This window comes from Pseudohongiella acticola (assembly GCF_001758195.1).
Taxonomy (GTDB): Bacteria; Pseudomonadota; Gammaproteobacteria; order Pseudomonadales; family Pseudohongiellaceae; genus Pseudohongiella; species Pseudohongiella acticola.
In genome coordinates, this window is record NZ_MASR01000001.1 from 1,992,392 (window position 1) to 2,012,261 (window position 19,870).

Annotated in this window: 24 protein-coding genes and 1 pseudogene; 19 read left to right on the forward strand and 6 right to left on the reverse strand. The window is 54.2% G+C overall.

Annotated features, from left to right (window positions below; all coding sequences use genetic code 11):
- Positions 1-7 precede the first annotated feature (7 nt).
- Positions 8-1,867: a M61 family metallopeptidase gene (locus PHACT_RS08410; RefSeq protein WP_070116809.1), complete on the reverse strand. Its 1,860-nt coding sequence runs from the start codon at positions 1,865-1,867 to the stop codon at positions 8-10.
- A 443-nt stretch (positions 1,868-2,310) separates the two neighbouring features.
- Between PHACT_RS08410 and PHACT_RS08420 the strand changes: the two genes are divergently transcribed.
- The 3 genes from PHACT_RS08420 (at position 2,311) to PHACT_RS08430 (ending at position 3,691) form a co-directional block, all read left to right on the forward strand.
- Positions 2,311-2,805: an AAA family ATPase gene (locus PHACT_RS08420; RefSeq protein WP_070116813.1), complete on the forward strand. Its 495-nt coding sequence runs from the start codon at positions 2,311-2,313 to the stop codon at positions 2,803-2,805.
- Between the two features lie 173 nt (positions 2,806-2,978).
- Positions 2,979-3,350: a VOC family protein gene (locus tag PHACT_RS08425; RefSeq protein WP_070116815.1), complete on the forward strand. Its 372-nt coding sequence runs from the start codon at positions 2,979-2,981 to the stop codon at positions 3,348-3,350.
- A 101-nt stretch (positions 3,351-3,451) separates the two neighbouring features.
- Positions 3,452-3,691 carry a hypothetical protein gene (locus PHACT_RS08430; RefSeq protein WP_070116817.1) on the forward strand — a complete coding sequence of 80 codons (240 nt, stop codon included), beginning with the start codon at positions 3,452-3,454 and terminating at the stop codon, positions 3,689-3,691.
- A gap of 13 nt (positions 3,692-3,704) precedes the next feature.
- On the opposite strand, the gene PHACT_RS08435 is transcribed toward PHACT_RS08430, so the two are convergent.
- Positions 3,705-4,070, reverse strand: a complete 366-nt coding sequence (locus PHACT_RS08435) for a hypothetical protein (RefSeq protein ID WP_070116819.1) — start codon at positions 4,068-4,070, stop codon at positions 3,705-3,707.
- Positions 4,071-4,489: 419 nt separating this feature from the next.
- On the opposite strand from PHACT_RS08435, the gene PHACT_RS08440 reads away from it, so the two are divergent.
- The 13 genes and pseudogenes from PHACT_RS08440 to PHACT_RS16780 form a co-directional block, all read left to right on the forward strand.
- A complete protein-coding gene (locus PHACT_RS08440; RefSeq protein WP_169819423.1) occupies positions 4,490-5,410 on the forward strand; it encodes an MBL fold metallo-hydrolase in 921 nt (306 codons plus the stop codon).
- 69 nt (positions 5,411-5,479) lie between these two features.
- Positions 5,480-5,770, forward strand: a complete 291-nt coding sequence (locus tag PHACT_RS08445) for a hypothetical protein (protein WP_070116823.1) — start codon at positions 5,480-5,482, stop codon at positions 5,768-5,770.
- A gap of 137 nt (positions 5,771-5,907) precedes the next feature.
- Entirely contained in the window at positions 5,908-8,208 is a 2,301-nt protein-coding gene (locus PHACT_RS08450; RefSeq protein WP_070116824.1) for an FG-GAP-like repeat-containing protein, read from the forward strand.
- A gap of 48 nt (positions 8,209-8,256) precedes the next feature.
- Positions 8,257-8,697 carry a GNAT family N-acetyltransferase gene (locus PHACT_RS08455; RefSeq protein ID WP_070116826.1) on the forward strand — a complete coding sequence of 147 codons (441 nt, stop codon included), beginning with the start codon at positions 8,257-8,259 and terminating at the stop codon, positions 8,695-8,697.
- Between the two features lie 160 nt (positions 8,698-8,857).
- Positions 8,858-10,315, forward strand: coding sequence for a cation:proton antiporter domain-containing protein (locus tag PHACT_RS08460; RefSeq protein ID WP_317622255.1), 1,458 nt, complete (start codon positions 8,858-8,860; stop codon positions 10,313-10,315).
- 54 nt (positions 10,316-10,369) lie between these two features.
- Positions 10,370-11,572 carry a serine hydrolase domain-containing protein gene (locus PHACT_RS08465; protein WP_070116828.1) on the forward strand — a complete coding sequence of 401 codons (1,203 nt, stop codon included), beginning with the start codon at positions 10,370-10,372 and terminating at the stop codon, positions 11,570-11,572.
- 81 nt (positions 11,573-11,653) lie between these two features.
- Positions 11,654-12,304, forward strand: coding sequence for a DsbA family oxidoreductase (locus PHACT_RS08470; RefSeq protein WP_070116830.1), 651 nt, complete (start codon positions 11,654-11,656; stop codon positions 12,302-12,304).
- A gap of 45 nt (positions 12,305-12,349) precedes the next feature.
- Positions 12,350-12,640 (forward strand): hypothetical protein, encoded by a 291-nt coding sequence (locus PHACT_RS08475; protein WP_070116832.1) that lies wholly within the window; start codon positions 12,350-12,352, stop codon positions 12,638-12,640.
- 54 nt (positions 12,641-12,694) lie between these two features.
- On the forward strand, positions 12,695-12,952 hold the full coding sequence (locus tag PHACT_RS16045) for a DUF1272 domain-containing protein (RefSeq protein ID WP_083264456.1): 258 nt from the start codon (positions 12,695-12,697) through the stop codon (positions 12,950-12,952).
- Between the two features lie 9 nt (positions 12,953-12,961).
- Positions 12,962-13,366, forward strand: a complete 405-nt coding sequence (locus tag PHACT_RS08480; protein ID WP_070116834.1) for an ACT domain-containing protein — start codon at positions 12,962-12,964, stop codon at positions 13,364-13,366.
- Positions 13,367-13,379: 13 nt separating this feature from the next.
- On the forward strand, positions 13,380-13,727 hold the full coding sequence (locus PHACT_RS08485) for a hypothetical protein (protein WP_070116836.1): 348 nt from the start codon (positions 13,380-13,382) through the stop codon (positions 13,725-13,727).
- A gap of 34 nt (positions 13,728-13,761) precedes the next feature.
- Positions 13,762-14,691 (forward strand): hypothetical protein, encoded by a 930-nt coding sequence (locus PHACT_RS08490; RefSeq protein ID WP_070116838.1) that lies wholly within the window; start codon positions 13,762-13,764, stop codon positions 14,689-14,691.
- Between the two features lie 6 nt (positions 14,692-14,697).
- A pseudogene (locus PHACT_RS16780) lies at positions 14,698-14,865 on the forward strand (type II toxin-antitoxin system RelE/ParE family toxin); the annotation flags it as partial.
- On the opposite strand, the gene PHACT_RS08495 reads toward PHACT_RS16780, so the two are convergent.
- Both PHACT_RS08495 and PHACT_RS08500 read right to left on the reverse strand, forming a co-directional pair.
- A complete protein-coding gene (locus tag PHACT_RS08495; RefSeq protein WP_070116840.1) occupies positions 14,834-15,058 on the reverse strand; it encodes a helix-turn-helix transcriptional regulator in 225 nt (74 codons plus the stop codon). The pseudogene PHACT_RS16780 and the gene PHACT_RS08495 sit on opposite strands and share 32 nt — an antisense overlap.
- Positions 15,055-15,471, reverse strand: a complete 417-nt coding sequence (locus PHACT_RS08500) for a hypothetical protein (protein ID WP_070116842.1) — start codon at positions 15,469-15,471, stop codon at positions 15,055-15,057. Before PHACT_RS08500 ends, PHACT_RS08495 begins: the two co-directional genes overlap by 4 nt.
- 434 nt (positions 15,472-15,905) lie before the next feature.
- Here PHACT_RS08500 and PHACT_RS08510 point away from each other — a divergent pair, with 434 nt between their 5' ends.
- From PHACT_RS08510 to PHACT_RS08520, 3 genes are read left to right on the forward strand one after another with little or no spacing between them, the layout of a single operon-like run.
- Positions 15,906-16,268, forward strand: a complete 363-nt coding sequence (locus PHACT_RS08510) for an ArsR/SmtB family transcription factor (protein ID WP_070116846.1) — start codon at positions 15,906-15,908, stop codon at positions 16,266-16,268.
- On the forward strand, positions 16,261-16,833 hold the full coding sequence (locus PHACT_RS08515; RefSeq protein WP_070116848.1) for an SRPBCC family protein: 573 nt from the start codon (positions 16,261-16,263) through the stop codon (positions 16,831-16,833). The genes PHACT_RS08510 and PHACT_RS08515 overlap by 8 nt, the downstream gene beginning before the upstream one ends.
- Before the next feature lie 32 nt (positions 16,834-16,865).
- The gene (locus PHACT_RS08520) at positions 16,866-17,258 is read left to right on the forward strand and encodes a VOC family protein (RefSeq protein ID WP_070116850.1); all 393 of its coding nucleotides are present in this window, start codon (positions 16,866-16,868) and stop codon (positions 17,256-17,258) included.
- Between the two features lie 8 nt (positions 17,259-17,266).
- Here the strand turns inward: PHACT_RS08520 and PHACT_RS08525 are convergent, their stop codons facing one another.
- Both PHACT_RS08525 and PHACT_RS08530 read right to left on the reverse strand, forming a co-directional pair.
- Positions 17,267-18,352 (reverse strand): MBL fold metallo-hydrolase, encoded by a 1,086-nt coding sequence (locus tag PHACT_RS08525; RefSeq protein ID WP_070116852.1) that lies wholly within the window; start codon positions 18,350-18,352, stop codon positions 17,267-17,269.
- A gap of 25 nt (positions 18,353-18,377) precedes the next feature.
- Complete coding sequence (locus PHACT_RS08530) at positions 18,378-19,847, reverse strand: M48 family metalloprotease (RefSeq protein WP_083264457.1); 1,470 nt, start codon at positions 19,845-19,847, stop codon at positions 18,378-18,380.
- Positions 19,848-19,870 lie beyond the last annotated feature (23 nt).

The window sequence follows — 19,870 nt, forward strand, 5'->3', positions numbered from 1 at the left end:
TTGCACTTCACGCGTCAGCGTCTTCCTCGACGCCACCGAGCCAGTCGCCGCGCATACGGCGCACTGGCTCACTGGCCTCCTCGTCAACCTCGAGTTCATGTTCGCCGCGTACCGGATTCAGCGTCACTGGTACGGTTCTCAGTCGGCCATCGCGGAACAGCGAAAACTCCACTTCATCGCCGGGGCTGTAGCGCCTGAGCAGGGCATCCAGATTGCTGCCAATACGAGCGCCATCCAGTGCCACCAGCTCATCACCGGCATTAATACCGGCGTTCCAGGCAGCGCCATCCAACCGGGGTGAAGACACTACCGGGGGATTGCCGCGCAGTGAGGCATCCAGCGACACCTGCACCGGGTCTTCGCTGGTGTCTTCACGATCCAGCAGCCAGCCTATCGACTGCAGTGCGTCGGCCAGCGGCAATGGCTGCGTGTCGTACACCCAGCTGTCCAGTCGTTCGGCCAGGGCATCACCGCCGGCTGCGGCCAGACGTTCGCGGAAATCAGCGTAGGTGAATCCACCACCGCCTAGCGGGAAGTCGTCATACAGTGCCGTCATGACAGTATCCAGGCTGCGATCGCCATTACTCATTCGGCGGATCTCCAGATCCAGCACCAGCCCCAGCAGTCCACCCTGGCTGTAAAATGACACCGTTCGGTTGGCTTTGTCCGGCGCCCGGTCGGCGCCGCGATGAAAGCCTTTGGTCCAGGCTTCGAGGCTGGCGCGGGCCAAAGTGTCCTGGTTGTAGCCTGGCGCGTCGACCACGCTGCTGACGGCATCGGCCAGTTGATCCCGATAATCATCCACGGGGACCAGGCCCGCGCGCACCGGCAGCAACTGATCGTAATAACTGGTCAGGCCCTCGGCGACCCAGAGCAGCTCTGTGTAATTGATACTCTGGTAATCGTAGCGGTCGATCGATGCCGGCCGGAAGCGCTTGACGTTCCAGGTGTGGAAAAACTCATGCGCCATGAGTCCCAGAAAACCCTGCCAGCGATCCTCGTCCCAGAACGCGCGCGGGTCGGTATGCACGAGCGTGCTGTTGTAATACTCGGTGCCGCCGCCCAGGCCGTCACCGCTGTGCAGCATGAACAGGTAGTAGTCTGTCGGCAGGCCCGTGTCCGAAGCCGCAAACACCTCGGCTGTGGCTTCGACGAGGGCACTCATATCATTGGCAAGCCGTTCCTCGTCGCCATCCCAGATGCCGTGAATCATAAAATCGACCGTCATGCCGGCCGCTTCAAACGTCACCAGATCGAAGGTGCCGGCCTCAATCGGTGAGTCCACCAGACGGTCATAGTGCGGCGCCACAAAGCGGCCCTGCTCCGGTTGCTCCATGCCGCTGGCGGCCCGCCAGCCGTCCGGCAGGTCCATGGAGACTGCGATGGGCAGGTCGCGATGCTGGTCGGCATATATAAATACCGCAGCCGGGTTCAGAAAGGCATGATCAGCATCCACATGTCGCGTGCGATCAGTCAGGCTGTTGGCATACACGCGGTAGCGAACCACAACGTCACCACTGCCTGAGTCGGGCCGGCTGACACGCCAGGACGACTTCGCAGTCTGCTCATACACCAGTGCCTCGCCATTGCCATCCCTGACCTCCATGCCGGACACCGTACCAACAAAATCCAGCACCAGATACAAGCCGGAGCGCCAGATGGGCAGGTGGAAATCAAGTGTGTCGCCGGTCACCTCAGTGAATCGCGCTTCGATGGTGACCTGTTGCATGGCGCGCTCGGACAGGTCCACCTGGTATCGGGTTTCAGCGGCGCTGGCCGCCCCGCTCAGGCAGAACAGCACGACCGACAGCAGAGCTGCGACCAGGGTTGGGCGGCCGGAACTGGCGTGTGTGTGTTGGGCTCTCATAAACTATCCTCCGAATTACCTGAAGGATAACCGAAAACCGGCTGTTCATCACGGCCTGGTTGCAAGCGCCCACCCCGTGTCGAGGCGGTTGGCGCACCAAGCTGTGATCTGAGGAAACATTGATTTCATTATCTTCTGCAAACCTGGCGCAACCGGAGACTGGATAACCGCCTGGGTTTGCGACTTGACGCGGATTTCCACCACCGGCCAGTTGCCAGTCAAGCCTTGTTCTGCTCTTATACAGTCAGTTTCGCCGCCAAACGTGCCAAATCTTACCGTTGTTAATAGCATTATCGGGAGCCGGGGTGATCGTAATTTATGGAATTAAAGAGCAGGCTCCCCATCAGTGGGCTTTCGCGGCATGACAGGCAATGAAGCCAATGATCTCAATTACAACATCAACGTTTAAAAAAGCATCGTGACCGCATGGGGAGTTTTTAAATATGGCGAGATTGATCATTGTTACCGGCCCTACCGGCGCAGGTAAAACCACCTATTCTTTGTCACAGGCCAGGGAGATCGGTGCGGTCCGCTTCTCGATAGACCCGTGGATGCAGAACCTGTTCTCAAAAGACATGACCACGCTTGACTATTCCTGGATGCTTGAACGTGTCAATCGATGTTATGTGCAGATATGGAGTGTGAGCGAGCAGATCCTGAAACTGGACGGGAATGTGATCCTGGACCTTGGTTTCACCACCAAGGAGCAGAGAACCCGTTTCCGTGAGCTTGCAATGAAGATTGGTGTTGACCCCGAAGTGCATTACCTGAATGCTCCCAGTGACATTCGGAAAAAGCGTGTTGAAACCAGAAATGTCGAGAAAGATCCTGACGTTTACTCTTTTGAGGTAACTGATTTTATGTTTGGTTTTATGGAGCCAAAATATGAAGTCCCGGATAAAGATGAACTGGTTAATGGACGTGTAGTGAATGCCTAGCATTTGCGTCTTGTTCACACGGCAACATAGAGAGTCGTAAAGACGGTATGGCTGCTGCCTGTGCGTTGGTTAATCCGGGAGAGTTCGCCTGGTTGCAGGGGCGCCGGTGACCAGTACATGACGAATTCTGCAAACGAAACTATCACCGCCAGTGGCGGCAGGAGAATAGGAAAATGAAACTGGGTTGCTTCTCAATAAGTCTGGCGGTGAAAGACCTGCAGGTTTCAAAAGCCTTCTACGAAAAAATTGGTTTTCATGTCTATGCTGGCGAGGCATCACATGGTTTTTTAATCATGAAAAATGGTGATACCAACATCGGTTTGTTTCAGGGCATGTTTGACAAGAACATGCTGACCTTTAATCCGGGCTGGAATCAGAGTGCTGAAGGTCTTGCCTCATTTGACGATGTGCGCCAGTTGCGTGAACAGCTCAAAGCGCAAGGACTCGAGATAGCTCAGGAATCTATCAACGCGGACAAGGGCCCGGGTAGCTTCACGGTTATTGATCCGGATGGCAATCCCATCCTGTTTGATCAACATGTGTAGGCCAGCAAGGTAGAGAAAACGCAGCCACTACCCAATGTCCCGTATTCGTTGTATCGTCGAGTCAAAGTCCAGATTCACGCATCGATCATCCTGGAGCGACAATGTTTTTCACCCTGCTTGCCGTCACCCTGAGCCTGTCGGTTGCCGTCTCCTACACGGCGGCCAAAGTCTTTCGCAAACCCATTGGCGCTATCTTTAGCCGTATCATTCAGGACGACATCAGTGCTGCCTGGCAACGCTATGTGATGTTCGCGACCTATGTTGTGAGCATTTCTTCCGGGGTGCGCATCTATGATCTTGAGCGTTACATCAGCGATATTACCAAAGCCAATTGTGGTTAACTGATCGTGCAGCTTACTGCGCCCGGGTCATGCGCCACTCTCGGGTCTCGCCCATGGCAACAGCAGTGCCGGTGGCCTGATCGCCGTCAATGGTGGCGGTCATTTCATAGACAACACCGGAGTCACCACGCTCCAGATCAAAGCTGATGGTGTAGCCGCTGACCTGTCCGTTGCTGATCGGCCAGACGCGACCGTCCGCCAGTTCAAACTGACCTATTAAAGAGGTACCGTCGCTAAACAGATCTACTTCGGCGGTGACATCACCGGACGGGCCTGTCATAACAAAGTCCCAGAGACCGTCGGCCGAATCTTGCGCGTGCAGCGAAAAAGGCAGGGTGAACAGGAGAGTGATGAAACAGGCGAAAATTCTGGCTTTCATGGGTAATGCTCCGGATTATTTTGATTCTTGAGTCGTGTTCGACAAAAACGGCGCTGAGCGGAGACGTTGGCTGATTCAGATATTCGTACCGTGGCGCAAGCGTAGCCTGATGTTACTCTGTTAGCAGTCAATTGAACAATGGCATTGGGTCTGATAAAGCAGCTCGAGCCTACCGGACAGGGAGCAAACAGGTTATTGTTGCGCTTCGGTTGCCACTAAAAACAGTTGTTTTGTACTAACGATTGGACGGAGCGGGTTATGAATGATGCCCCGGTTTATATGTTGGTTAATCTGATTATTGAAGATGCCAAAACAGCTACCAAAATGTCGGGAGAAACCCGTGCCCGTCTGGGTGAGTGAAACATCAGGAGAAGCAGATGAAACTTGACCATAAAAGCAGGTTATACGGGATGATTAGCATGACATTCATGGCTGCGGCCCTGCTTGTCAGCAGTGGGGCCAGTGCACAGGGGAACTTTGATGGCGTGGAACTTTCCATCGAGCCAGTAGCAGGCAATGTCCACATGGTGCAACGCCCGGGCGGTGGTGGCAACATTGGCGTTCAGATCGGCCCTGACGGTGTGCTACTGGTTGATTCATTATTTGAACCACTGGCGGACAAGCTGGTTGCCGCTGTACGCCAGGTGAGCGAGGAAGATATTCGTTTCCTGATTAACACTCACATCCATATTGATCATGTGGGCGGCAACCGGAGTCTGGCAGAGCGCGGCGTGCTGATTTTTGCCCATGACAATACACGGGTACGCTTCTTCGAGGAAATGAGCCGCTTTCCCAGGGCTGGCGGCACCTTTGTGCCGCAACAGCCGGAAGCAGCGAGACCGCTGATCACGTTTAACGACACCATGAGCTTTCATCTGAACGGCGAAGAAGTGCGCGCCTTTCTGGCACCGCCAGCGCACACGGATGGCGATGTTTTTGTTTATTTTTCCGAGTCTGATGTGCTGCACCTGGGTGATGTGTATCGCACCACAAGCTACCCGATTATCGATGTTTATAATGGTGGCACCCTGCAAGGAACAATTGCTGCATTGGACCTGGCTATTGAGATAGCCGGCCCGGATACAAAAATAATACCCGGCCATGGACTCGACGTGGTAAAGCGGGACGCACTGGTGGCGTTTCGCGACATGATCGTCGATATTCAGGGCAAGGTACTCGCGATGATCCGTGACGGCAAGAAGCTCGAGGAAGTGATGGCAGCACAGCCAACCTCAGCCTATGATGCACAATGGACCAATGACCCAGGCTGGGGGCCAGATGATTTTCTCCCGGTTGTCTATTATCAGCTTGGCGGATCTGGTCGCCTGCTGGACCGTTAGTGTTGCTCGCAGATCACGACACCCGAATCAATAGCCTACTCTGATATATTTTCGTTTAATCAAGGTGATATGGCCCTTATATATGTTGGTCGTTACTTGTTGGAACATCAGGCCAACGAAGTCGACTGGCTTGAGAATTTTTCACGCAGCCCGGTGCCCGTCGCTCAGATCATACGCACCGCGCTATCCGGCGAAATACCTGATCGGGAATCTGAAGATGCGTTTATGCGACGTTATGGCGAGTCCAGGGCCGCTGATGACCCTGTTTTTGTCGGCCATTCTAAAATAGAGGATCTGGACTTCCCCAGTTCCATCGAATATACCCCTTCCGGCTATCGAATTATTGATCAGGATCGTTAGAATTAATATTGTTTCGCCCTCTGAGATAAAGGAGTATCTTATAATCCCTGACCACGATCAGCCCGATGTGTACGTTTTAATTGATCAATGGACACAAACTGTATTTCCGTCTTTGAACGATAATAGCAGGAGTTCCTATGCCCGATCACCACTACACCGAAGGTGATGACGTTATCCAGGCCACTACGGCACTTGGATTTGGTTCATCCGATATAATTTACGGCGATGGCGGCAATGACACCGTCTACCTGGGCGATGGTGTCACGTTTGCGTCCGGTCCGGGCAATGACATTATTGTCGGCTCCGGCAATAGCTCCTATGCGGCCTGGGCAGCACAGAAACCATTGATCATGAACCTGGTTGAAGGCTGGGCTGACGATGGTTTTGGCGCCCGCGACCAGGTCAGTGGCATTAATACCATCCATATGTCACCGCTTGGCGGGGAAATCATCGGTACTGACGCTGGCGAGACTGTTTTTGCCTTTGGCAACAATGTCACGCTGCGGCTGGGTGACGGCCACGACGTTGTTCAGATGTGGCAGTTGCAGAGCCAGGATTACAGCATCAGACAACATGGGGACACTGTCACCATCAAAGGTAATAACAACGTCTTTACACTTAAAGGCGTCGATTCCATCGTATTTTCAGACATCACGATAACCCCAGTTTACGAGGCCAGTGAGGCCATGTTGGCGCTTGCCACGCTGACCAGTTTTGTCGAGACCGAGATGTCGGAAGGCTGGTGGTATGCGGGCGTTTATTATGAGCCTCAGCTGGTGTCGTACGGGGCACAAGCGCCATTGCTCACGGACATTGGCCAGGACGGGGATCTTGACGCAGTCATACCGATGTCCCGTGGTTATCGAACCGGCGTGGACACACGGTACTCAATGCAGGTTTTTGAGAATATTGGTGGGCAGCTTGTGTACAGCGAAGAACTGTCCGCCCAAACACCGTTTGTTGCCGGATCCCGCCGTTCGGATACACTTTTTCTTGAACGCACACAAACAGAAATCTTGGTGACGGCGGCCCACGATACCGCCATAGAAACCGAGACTCGCACAGATATCCCATGGCGGTTCGGAGATCTGACGTTCACGAATACCAAACCGTTCGCTGATATTACCCATCAAATCGTAAGCAATACGAGGACAGAGGCTGCCAGCATGTCAGGCAGAGCAAGCGCAATCGATGCACACTCGATGGCCGTGGGTGACATTAACGGCGACGGCATGGACGATGTACTGGTCGGCGATTTCAGTGGTGCCTTTGCGCTTTTGCAGACCAGAGAAGGCCATTTCGAGTATCTCTCTACACCCTTTATGAAGAAGTTACTTAGCTGGGTAGAACCGACAATAAACGGTGCAGAGACCGCATTCCTGCTTGATTTTGCACTGGGTGACGTGAACGGTGATGGCCTTGATGATCTGGTGACCGGATGGGGTCATGCCAGCGTCATTAATCGGGTTTTTTACAATGACAAGCAGGCGGGATTTACCGAAGCGAACTCAAGTATGTTGCCGGTATCGGTGTATGGTAGCGATCTGTCTTTGCCTTTGAAACACTGGATTGCGGATCTGGATGGCGACGGTGATAACGACCTGCTGATACAACAGTCCCGTGACGAACCATACTACGGCGGCAGTTATTTCCAGGTGTTGATCAATGACGGCACAGGCCACTTTAGCGATCAGACCAATGCCAGAATAGGAGATCCGGGCGATAGCCCCCATACCTATGGCGGGCGTATAGACTGGACGGACATGTGGCAGTTAATGGATCTGAACAACGATGGCGCTCTTGATATTATCGGAACGCCAAAACACGACGCAGAGGCACAGTACTATCTGAATGATGGCGCCGGACACTTCTCTTTACACCAGGTCAGCAGTGGTGCCGGTGGACCGCATGTTTTGTGGGCAGACTTTAATGGCAACGGCCGAGTAGAAGGCATCAAGCTCGCTTCAATCTGGACTACCGCTGAGGGCACTGAGTCAATCAATTCCTTTAACCACAATGAACTTGTCAGTTTCACTCCGCCCGCTGCCTCACGTGCCTACGATTTGCAAGGTGATGCGGGCATCGTTGCGAAAGTATTAGGCGCGGTGCTTGGCCCGGTGGGCGTGACGATCCCGGAGTACGTCGGCATCGGTCTGGCTGAGCTCGAGCGCGGCGCAACGTACAACGAGTTATTGGACTTTGCGCTGGATGCAGTTCTGTCAACCAATCGATCAAACGGTTCCGTAGTAAATTTGTTGTATAACAACATCATTGGCGTAGCGCCGGATCAAGTGACGATAGACAGTTTTGTTGAGCAAATCACCAGTGGACAACTGACACAATTGGAACTGGCACGAATGGCCGCCGACCTGAATGAAAACGCTGTCAATATTGATCTGGTCGGACTATCGCAAACAGGAATAGATTATATCGCTTAGCCTCGTTGATAGTGTGCTGGCGCTGGACATGGGCAATGTAATAGAACGATGACGACACATTACATAACAATCCACCGGGTAACGCCGGACAACAGGGCGCTGCTTACGCGCGTTGATGATGACGTCTTCGACAACCCTGTTCAGCCAGAGCTCCTCAACGACTTCCTGGCAAACCCTTCTAACCTGCTGGTGGTGGCAGTCGCTGGCGATGCAGTGGTCGGCATGGCCACAGGCATCGCCTATGTGCATCCGGACAAACCGATTCAGCTTTTTGTCAATGAGGTTGGTGTATCGCCGCGCTACCAGCGTCAGGGCATCGGCAAAGACCTGGTTGCAGAGTTGCTCGGGCATGGCAAACGACTTGGCTGCGTTGAAGCGTGGGTAGCAACGGAAGTCAGCAACACTGCAGCACGAGCGCTATACACAAGACTGGGTAGTGAGGAGGACGATGAGCAGGCGGTGGTTTATACCTGGTCGTTGACAGACTAGCACCAGCCACCGCGAGACAGCTACTACCCAACATTCCTCTTTCGTAGTATGGTCGAAACAAATACCAGATCACAGGAATGACGCATGTTTGAGGTCCTCGTTCTCAGCTTCGCTTTTTTTGCGGGCCTGTTGGTCAAGCAGATTGGGCTGCCCCCGCTGGTTGGTTTTTTGGCGGCCGGACGCCTTCGGCCCCGTACTCGGCCTGCCCGACACGGCAGGCGATATTCTGCATTATGTTGCCCACCTCGGCGTTTTGATGCTGCTGTTCTCGGTGGGGCTGAAACTCAAGATCGGCCAGCTTGTTCAACCTCAGGTGATCGGCGGCGGCATGCTGCATTTTGCCATCACCGTGGGTATTTTTACCCCTGGCATTCACTTTTTCATGGAAGTGGACTGGAATACCGCCCTGTTGATTGCCATGGCGCTGGGCTTTTCCAGTACGGTACTGGCGGCAAAAATTCTGGAGGGAAAGCGTGAAATCGCTGCCTTTCATGGCCGCGTTGCCATTGGCATTCTTATCATTCAGGACATCGTTGCACTGGGCGTTATCGCGGCCTGGAGCGGAGAGACTCCGTCCATCTGGGCGCTGTGGATTCTGGGCCTGCCTTTGCTACGACCGGTGCTGCACAAACTGCTCGACCTCAGTGGCCATGACGAGATCATGGTGCTGATGGGCATGGTGATGGCGCTGGTTATTGGCGGCTATGCATTCGAGGTGGTCGGTGTCAGCCCGGAGATCGGCGCGCTGCTGATGGGTGTGCTGCTGGCCAACCACAAGCGCGCCACTGAAATGTCGAACTCGCTGTGGAGCCTGAAGGAGATCTTCCTGGTGGGTTTCTTTCTGGAGATCGGCATGCAGGGCCTGCCCGATATGAGTGACGTGGCATTCGCCTTGATGTTTGCGCTTATTCTGCCGCTCAAGGGTCTGTTGTTCTTCTTTATCCTGATTCTGTTCCGGCTGCGCGCACGTAATGCCATGCTCGCCGGTTTGAGCCTGACCGCTTACAGTGAATTTGGTCTGATTGTATCAGCAGCAGTGCTGCCCGAATGGATTGTGCCGCTGGCACTGACGGTGGCAATCTCATTTGTGATTGCCGCGCCATTGAACCGTTTTGCCCATCCGATGTTTACCCGCGTCGAACGCTACCTGGGCAAATTCGAACTCAAAAGCAAACACCCCGATGAAGAGCCGGCCGAGTTTGGCGATGCTCAGGTGCTGGTGCTGGGCATGGGGCGTACCGGCTCCGCAGCCTATGATTATTTGGCAGCCCACGGCAATTCTGTTATCGGGCTGGAGTCAGATCCTTACCGGGTTGCCGCACAGGTCGAAAAGGGGCGCAAGGTGCTCTACACCGATGCCGAGGACTCAAACTTCTGGCAGGGTGCCGATTTTTCCGGCATCCGTGCCGTTGTACTGGCAATGGACCTGGTAGACGCCAAGGTATTCGCCGCCCGTCAGTTACGGGCAAAAGGGTTCAAGGGGGCGGTGATCTCTCATGCACTGTATGAAGACCACGTGGCCCGGATTGTTGAAGCAGGCGCCGACCAGACCTACCTGACCATGCAAGAGGCTGGCAAGGGCCTGGGCAAACATGTGCAATCGGCCCTGCTGCAATAACAGTTCAAACTCTTGATGCGTCGCCATCGCTGTCTCTGCCACAAGGACCACAATATGAATTTGTTTTCAATAGTCCCCAGCTCAGTTGTTTTTACGCTGCTGACAATTGCTTCCGTTGCCAACGCAGCCGAATCCCCCTACCCGCACGCTGACGAACCTATCGGCACCGTGCGGCAGGTCTACGATGGCAGGCTGTATCCCGATATTCAGGTAAACACCTTCCGCAACATTGATCGCCTGTTTCCCACCCGCACGGTGCCGCGTGGTGACGCTGTTTATCCGTTGCCGGTCAGCGACACGCCGCTGCAATCATTCTCCTACAGCGTTGATGGTCAGACCTATGATCTTTATGACGTGCTGTCCCTGAACCGGATCAGCGGCATGGTGATCATCCGTGACGGTGAAATTCTGTTTGAGAAATATTTGTTGGGCAATGATGCACGCACGCGCTGGATGTCGATGTCAGTAGTCAAATCGATCACAGCAACGCTGATTGGCGCAGCCATACATGACGGCCATATCAATAGCATTGACGACCAGATTGTGGACTACCTTCCCCGCTTCGTCGGCACTGCCTACGATGGTGTCACCGTCCGGAACCTTTTACAGATGGCCTCGGGCGTCGCCTGGAACGAGACCTACACCGACCCGGCGTCTGACCGGAGGCGTATGCTGGAAGCACAGATCAGTGGACAGCCCGGTGCCGTGCTGGACCTGATGGCTTCACTGCCGCGGGCGGCCGAGCCTGGGACGCGCTGGAACTACAGCACCGGTGAAACCCAGCTGGCCGGTGCGCTGGTGCAGGCAGCGACGGGCATGCCGGTGGCCGATTACCTGTCGCAAAAAATCTGGTCGAAGATGGGCATGGAAGCCGATGCCAACTGGTGGCTGCAATCCCCCGATGGCCTGGAAGTGGGCGGCAGCGGTCTGTCCGCCACCCTGCGCGACTATGCCCGCTTTGGCATGTTCATGCTTAATGATGGCGTCATCAATGGTGAGCGCGTGCTGCCCGAAGGCTGGATGGCCACAGCAGGCGCCCCGAAAATAATTGGCGGCGAGCAGGTGGCTTACGGTTATATGTTGTGGCCGTTCCACGAACAAAGCTACTCCGCGGTCGGCATATTTGGCCAGTACGTGTTTGTTGATCCGGACAAGAATCTGGTGGTTGCTATGTGGGGAGCGCAGCCCAAGCCGGTAGGCCGGGCGGGTCTGGACGAGGAGCGCTTCCTGGAGGCTTTGTCCGCCTTCTTTGAGTGAAAAACTATCTGTCGGCCTACATGATATGCTTTGCCTCTATTGAAGACTGTTGATCCACCTGAACTGTTGTAAGGATTCACCATGAACAAAATACAGATAGATATTGTGTCAGACATCGCCTGCCCCTGGTGCGCCATCGGTTACGCACGCCTTCAGCTCGCCATGGCTCAACTGGAGCCGGATTATGAATTCACGGTGCAATGGCATGCGTTTGAACTGAACCCCAACCATAGCGGCCAGGGCGAACCTATCCTGCCGGCATTGGCGAAGAAGTACGGCCGCAGCGAAGCTGAGATGCGCGAGGCACAGGCCAACATGATGGCGATTGCCAAAGATCTCGGCGTCAACTTCGAAAAACTGCAGGAACGCCTGACCGCCAATACCTTTGATGCCCACCGTCTGGTGAAATGGGCTGTAGACCATGACAAACAGACCGAGATGAAACAGGCCTTATTTGAGGCCTACTTTGGCGAAGCGAAGGATGTCTCCGACCCGACGGTGTTGCTGGAGTGCGTTAAATCGGTGGGACTGGATCCTGAGGCCGCCAGCGCAGTACTGGAATCGGGTCAGTTCACCACTGCGGTACGTGAAGATGAAGCCACGTACCAGAAGGCTGGTGTCAGCTCTGTGCCGGCCTTCATCATCAACAACAAGTACCTGATCTCTGGTGCGCAGGAACCTGAGGTGCTGGTGAAGGCGTTTCAGGATATCAGCGCGGAAGCCGTAGCCTGACCCATTGCATAAACTGGAAAGCGCCTTTTACGGAGAGGTGGTGTTGTGCGGAAACGACTGATCCTGGCAGCTGTAATCATTGTCATTGTTGTTGCTACGGCGGCAACTGCTTTTGTCTGGAATGAAGCGCGTAAAGAGATAAAATTTCTTTGCCCAAATTTTGCTCCAGGCGTCACGCAGCAAAGCGTTGTGACTCAACTCGATACCGGCACTTTTCTGAGGTACCAGGTGACATCAACAAGAATTATTGCAGACAGCGCTTACAATGTCGGGCTTTACAGATGCGTCATTGAACTGGATGACAGTGCCCGGGTTATAGAAGCGAAGTATGATTGATATTTTCACCAAAACCGATATCATTTTTTTCATCATTCAAGAATGGGAGCCCGTATGCTGGAGCTAAGACCAAACTGTGAATGTTGTGATAAAGACCTGCCACCCGACGCAAGTGACGCAGTCATCTGTTCATTCGAATGCACTTTCTGTACCTCATGCGCATCCGGTATTCTGAAAAACCGATGCCCCAACTGTGGCGGCAATTTCGTCTCGCGCCCGATTCGCCCTGATGCTGCGCTGGAGAAGAATCCGGCTTCTGCGAAACGAGTTTTTAAGGCTGAGGGCTGTCATGATCTTAAAACGCCGTATTAAACAAAAATCATGAACGGAATCGTCGATCTGGCAACGCTGTTAAAATCACTGGTACCTCAATTGGTGGACGGCGATTATGTATTCTGCAGCGTGTCCGGATCAATCAGTGACCATGCTTCGCTTGAACCTGTCGCGGCCATTCGGGAGCCCGAAGGGCTGACGTTGATTCTACCTGCTGCCGTTGCCGAGCGGGAGGGGTTCGACTTTAATCAGCGCTATCGACAAATTACACTGACAGTACACTCAAGCCTGGAGGCAGTGGGGCTGACTGCTGCGGTGTCGGCCGTGCTGGCAGACAGCAACATCCCTGCCAACATAGTGGCCGGTTATTATCATGATCATATATTTGTACCACGCGACAAAGCCGACAAGGCGCTGCAGATTCTGAACCGGCTGGGTGACAGTACTGAGTGATAAGGAGGCTAACATGAATAGTCCAGTGACCCAGAACAGACACGACACCCCGATAAGTTCGATCAGCCTGATTCTGGCGATCATCGCATTTGTACCAAGTGCGGCAACGTTTACACCAGCGATATTCCTGTCGGCGTTTGCGCTGGCGGGTGCTGTTATAGGCATGGTAGCGGGTGCAGTACGCCGGGGCATACTGACCATACTGGCGGTCTGCGGCACCGTTGTTGTCAGCCCACTTTCACCGACAGAGGCGTGGTTTTCGTCAGTGAGTGTTGAAGCCTGGATACTGGGCATGAGCACAGCATGGCTCGCGGTTGCAGGTGTTTTTTTGCTGCATTATTTACTGAAGCGTAATAGCTGAATGAGTTCGCAAACTACATTGCCCGGAGATTGCAATGACTGCAAAAACAAAAACCATGCTTATAGCAGGCTCTGTTGTCATCGCAGCGGGTGCCACGTTGCTGACATTCAACACGATGGACACAGCAAGGCATGAAGAGACGCCCGAGCAGGCCGACACGGTTGACACATTAGCCAGGGACCAGTCAACAGCTGACGCTAATCCAGCAAGGACAGAAACCGTCGGCGAGTCTGGCGACAACTCAGAATTGACTCAGAGCCAGATTGAAAGCACGCTCAGGGAAATCAGACAACGTCAGGGGCAGGAGCAGGCTGATTCCGCCATGAGCGACCTGGGCGAACTCATGGCGCGTTACGACAAAATGACACATACAGAGAAACGCGATCTGCTGACGGCCTATGCAACACATTTTCTCAGGAATGCGCAGTACGAAGACGCTCGCTATTTCTATGAACAGATTTTGCAGTTACCGGGCCTGGAGCAAACCAACCGGCTGGCCGTGCTACAGATGCTGGCTCGAATCGCGATGGCCGCTGAAGACTGGGAAGGTTTCATGGCATACAACGATCAGTACTTTGACGCTGGCGGCGGCTACAACTGGGTGGTCACCGGTCACATGATCAGAGCATTCAGTCAGCTGGGAAATTTCGACGCTGCTGGTGAGGCATTTCTGCTGCATTTCGAAACCGGGCTTCATCCTGAATATGACGGCAGCACCGAGCAATACCAGCGGCTCTACGGCAATAACGACTCAATTCCGCTGACGATGTCAGACAAAACCAGTGCATTGCTGTTGGCGCAAAAGATGACCGAACAATTTAATCAACCCGAGAACTGGTGGGTGCTCTCAGAGATATACAATCAGACTGGAGATGTCAGTAATTATCAGCGGATCCTCGCAACTGCACGCGACAGGGGATTCGTCGACAGCGCGGGAAACTGGAATTACGAATCAGACCGGTAGTGATCGTCGCTGTATGGTAACCGTCATGGCCAATACAGTATTCGCATCAATAGACGATTCCGCGTCTGCTTTCGCTGGACTAAAGCTGGAGCAGAGGATGTTGAGATCATTGATTATCATTGGGAGTTAACGGGTGAAGGTCTTAACCTCGCTCAGAGTCATCAACAGATATGACTTCGTCGTCATTGAATATCTGTTCAATCGGCATGTTGAACAATCGCGCGGCCCGGAACGCCAGCGGCAGGCTGGGATCAAACTTGCCTTTTTCGATGGCGTTGACCGTCTGGCGTGAGACCTGAAGGGCTTCCGCCAATTGCGCCTGGGTCCAGTCCCGTTCCGCACGCAGCACCTTCAGCCGGTTTTTCATCGGAAACTCCAGACACGCCAGATCGTCGACGCCAGATAGGTTATCCCCATGATCGCCACCAGATGGGCTATTTCTGCATCGAACGCGATCAGATCATAAGCATCCATCAGCGAGTACGGTACACTGACGATCAAACCCACTCCCAGCGTAATACCCATCGCCTCCAGCGTGATTCGTTTATGCATTTCGTCGAGACTGGCGATGTGTTTTTTATTGGCAATCACCATGGCGACGCCCACCAGAACATTCAGGGCGACAGCGGCCAGGGTGATAGCAGTGTTCTCTGCCCAAAGGAATTTTGGTCCAAACGCCAGCACGGCGCAGGTCGCCACCCAGGTGCCAGTCCAGGCAGCCAGGGTGAGTGTCGTTGTTGCAACCCGTGATTCGTAGCTTTTATGTTGATCTGATGCCATGTCGTTATCCTCTGCCAAAATGTCAAATAAACTTTACATAGTCACGATATTAGCCACTGAACGACATGTCAAGCTTAATTTACATAAAGTTAAGCGTGATTGATTTTATGCCCATGCCGGCAGGCAAACGACTTCAATTCCGGTTTACTCAGTGCTCCTGCCAGAATTTCGCTCTCGTCACCGATTTTTTGCGACACTGTCAGATCAGCTTCTGAATCCGATGCGCCGTCTTTGACTGCCTGCTCCCTGACATCATGAAGATGCGAATCAATTTCGACCACCATTATTATTACGTACGCAATCAGTTCCGTTCTAAGTGCGGCATACCAGGGAGTTCCAATGGGATCCAGACCATTGAACCTGGCATCGGTAAGACATTAATTTACTCAACCAGATGGTTGACAGTTAACCCGACATCGACTTAACATAACCATATGGTTGAACATAACACGACAACAACACATCAGCTGGACCGGATATTTCACGCCCTGTCTGACCCCACCCGGCGCGCCATGATACTCACGCTGAGTGAAGGCGAGCACAATATTCGCAGCCTGGCCGAACCCTTCAGCATGTCTTTTGCCGCCGCGTCCAAACACGTCAAGGTTCTGGAAAGCGCGGGGCTGATTGATCGCCGCGTGCAGGGCCGCTCACACTTCTGTCGGCTTCGGCCTGCCCGTCTTGCAGCCGCCAAACAGTGGCTGGCCTATTACGACCGATTCTGGACACAGCGGCTGGACGACCTGGAAACACTGCTTACTCAAGACATTGAACGGGAGACAACTGCCGATGACTGATTCAAGTACACCCGATAACAATGGCACTCGCATCGCCACTGACACCGTCCGTTTCGAACGCCTGCTGCCCGGCCCCATTGAGACGGTCTGGGCCTGGCTGACTGAATCCGATAAACGCGCGCTGTGGCTGGCCGGCGGTGCGCTGCCCGGGCGTGAAGGTGAGTATTTCCAGCTGAACTTCCGTCACGCCAGTCTGAGCCCGAAAAAAGCACCGGTACCGGAACATCTTTGCGCCATGGAAAACGGCGTCAGCACCACGCATTGCCTGCTGCAGTTTAACCCGCCATACCTATTGCAGATGAGCTGGGGTGAAAATGCTGAGGAAGCACCGTCAGAAGTGACCATTGAGTTGAAAGCAGAAGGCGACCAGGTACGCCTTATTCTCACTCATTGCCTACTCAGTCATCGTGTGCTGGCAAGCGTTGCTGGTGGCTGGCATGCACACCTGGCAATTATGACTGACAAATTCGCCGGCGTGATACCACCGTCGTTCTGGCCTTTGTATGAAACCGCGGAGAAGAACTACAGGCAGCGGTTCAACGAGAGTCTGGACACCAACGATTAACGCGGAAGCAAGCCTGATATGGAGGAAGCACCATGCACGACCTGTCTACCTGCCTGATGTTTGAAGGCAATGCAGAAGCTGCAATGACGCTATACCTGTCTCTGTTCAAAGACAGTGAAATACTGAACATTCAGCGTGCAGGCGCAGAAGGTCCAGGTACTGAGGGCAGTATTGTGTTTGCTGACATTCGGATTGGGTCGCATCGCCTGCGTTGTCTGGACAGTCCCGTGACTCACAAGTTCAGCTTTACACCGTCGACGTCACTGCTCGTCGATTGCCTTGATGAAGCCGAGCAACAGCGTCTGTATGATGTACTGGCCGACGGCGGTGAACTGTTGATGCCGTTGGACAATTACGGATTCAGCCAGCGTTACGCATGGCTGAATGATCGTTATGGTGTATCCTGGCAACTTAACCTGCCGTAACTTTTTTGCTACGCCTCGTCCAGCAATTGGTATATGCGGCGTATCGCCCGCACATCGGCACCCGGTCCGCGAATCTGCGGGTAGTTACCACTGTGTGCGGTCATGTCGATTTCCGCCGCGGCCTGTTCATAGCTTAGCCCGCGCTGCTTGAGTGCACGGGTGTTGGCCCACAGGTCATCCAGATAGGCCTGCAGCATATCAATGCGTTCCTTGCCTTGTACCACACCGCCATGACCAGGCAATAACGTGGCAAAGTCCAGCGCCTTCAGGTTTTCCAACGTGGCGGGCCACTCATCGACATGGGCATCGCCCATATAAGGGAGAAATGGCACCATCAGGTCACCAGTGTAGATAATTTTCTCTTCCGGCAGGAACACCACGACATCGCCGCCGGTATGGCCGCGGCCCAGGTGTACTATCTGAATTTCCCTGCCTCCACCACGCACGCTCTGGTAAATACTCATCGAGTCATCAATGGTGATATTAGGCGGTGTCGGCTCGATGCCAGCCAGTGAATTCAGGTGCGCCTGCTGTACAGCAATGCGGGCCTGCAACTGCACGCGTTCGTCGGTGTTTTCGGTGCTGGCCAGTTGCGCCTGCATCTGTTCTATCTGGCCCGGTACGCCTTCAGTGAAACTGATGAATGTGGATTCTTCCAGTACATTGCCGCGTTCGCCACTGAGTTTTTCGCGGGTGTAGCGATGCCCGATAATTTCCACTTCCTGCGGGAACACCTGATTGCCATGAGCATGATCAAAGTGGTAATGGGTGTTGATCAGGTAACGAACCGGCTTGGCACTGACGGATTTGATGGCGTCGATCAGGGCCATGCCGGCATTGGGAGACACATGTGAGTCTACGACCAGCAGATCATGTTCTCCTTCAATCAACATGGCATTGCTCATGACGTTGACTGCCCCGGTGCCAGTGACGTGGTAGATGCCCTCGCCTACCGGTGTAAAGACGTGGCTGCGGGTTTCTATTGTGCCGGTTGGCGCGTTGTTCTGTGCCGTGCTCAGATTCACCAGCGTGAATACTGACGCAGCCATGGCCACGCCAATGGCGAGTGTTTTGATGCGGTTTTTGTTATTCATGTTCTGGCCTTGTATGACACAACGTTTATTGTAGTATTTTTATCCATTCGCCCTGTTGCGGGGTGCCAATGGGGTAATAACCATTCAGCAGCCGCAGGGTTTCCTCGGGGTACTGTTGCACCGGACTGCGCGCTGCCAGTGCTGCCCAGCTAAAGCCCTGGGTCACCTGCACGTAACGCACGCGCAGTCCATTGGCGGCAGAGCGCTCATTGGCCTGGATTGGGCGGAACGTGCGCATGGAGGCAAACAGCAGGTCTTCCAGTTCATCGTCCGCTGTCGTTGTGTCGCTGATCTCGGCGCGTAAAACAAAGACACGCGGCCCCAGATAGAACACAGCAATGCGCTCGCGATTGCCATCAGCATTGGTGTGCATGCCCGTGTGTCCCAGCAAACGGTACTGGTTCAGATTCTCTGATTGCTGCAGATCGGTGATACCCAGATTCTCGCGGATAAACAGCCGCGGCTCCTTGTTCTCACGCAGACGCTGCGCTTCTACCAGCATCATGGCGTTGTCCTGCGGGCTGAGCGCCTGCACCGTGGTGGTGGTTTCAACGATTTCCCAGTCATCCGGGAACACCATGGTGTAACTCAGCAGGTCCTGGTAATAGCGGTTACGGTCGCTGGCAACGCTGGTGTTTTCGCCGAACAACAGACCGTCAATATAACCCCGGAACACGTTATGATCACTTTCGCGGGCTTGATCGTCGGGCAGGTTACCTGCCTGCGCCACCGCCTGCTGCAGACGCACATCGTTGCGCGGGTGAGTGGTAAACAGGCCATGGTAGGTTGGCTGGCGCTGTGCCACACGCACATTAAAATCTTCCTGGTTTTTTAACACTGACAGGACATCGATCATGGCGCGCGGATTGTACCCGGCGTTATAAAGATACTCGGCGCCCAGGCTGTCTGCTTCCAGTTCGTTGTCGCGACCAAAACCACTGACACCGGCGGCAGCCCAGATGGAACCAATCTGCGCCAACTCGGAGCCTATATAGCCACTGCCGGTGGCCACAGCTGCCACGACGCCGCCAACGGTTGCTGCTGCATTGCCCAATCGGCCACGCGCCTGTTGCTGGATAGCATGGCGGGCGGTGATGTGACCGACTTCGTGTGCCAGCACCGCTGCCAGTTCGTCTTCGGATTTCAGGTAAAGCAGTAGCCCACGGTTGATATACACGTAACCACCGGGCAAGGCAAAGGCATTGATCTCCGGGCTGTCGATAACGGTAAAGGTGTATTCCAGATCACCGCGATGGCTGCCCTGCGCAACGCGTTGGCCAACCTCACTGACATAGTCGTTAATGCGCCGGTCCTCGACCACACGCATACTTGCCAGCACTTTTTCGTGTTCTTCTTCACCTATTTCCAGTTCCCGCGACTCACTCATCAACACCAGATTGGGTTGACCGGTGGCCGGGTTGACGGCACACGCCTGCAGCCCCAGTATCATCACCAGCGTTGCTGACAGCAGCGGTGTTATGACTCGCACATTCATGAGCACTGGCCCCCTTCGTTCTG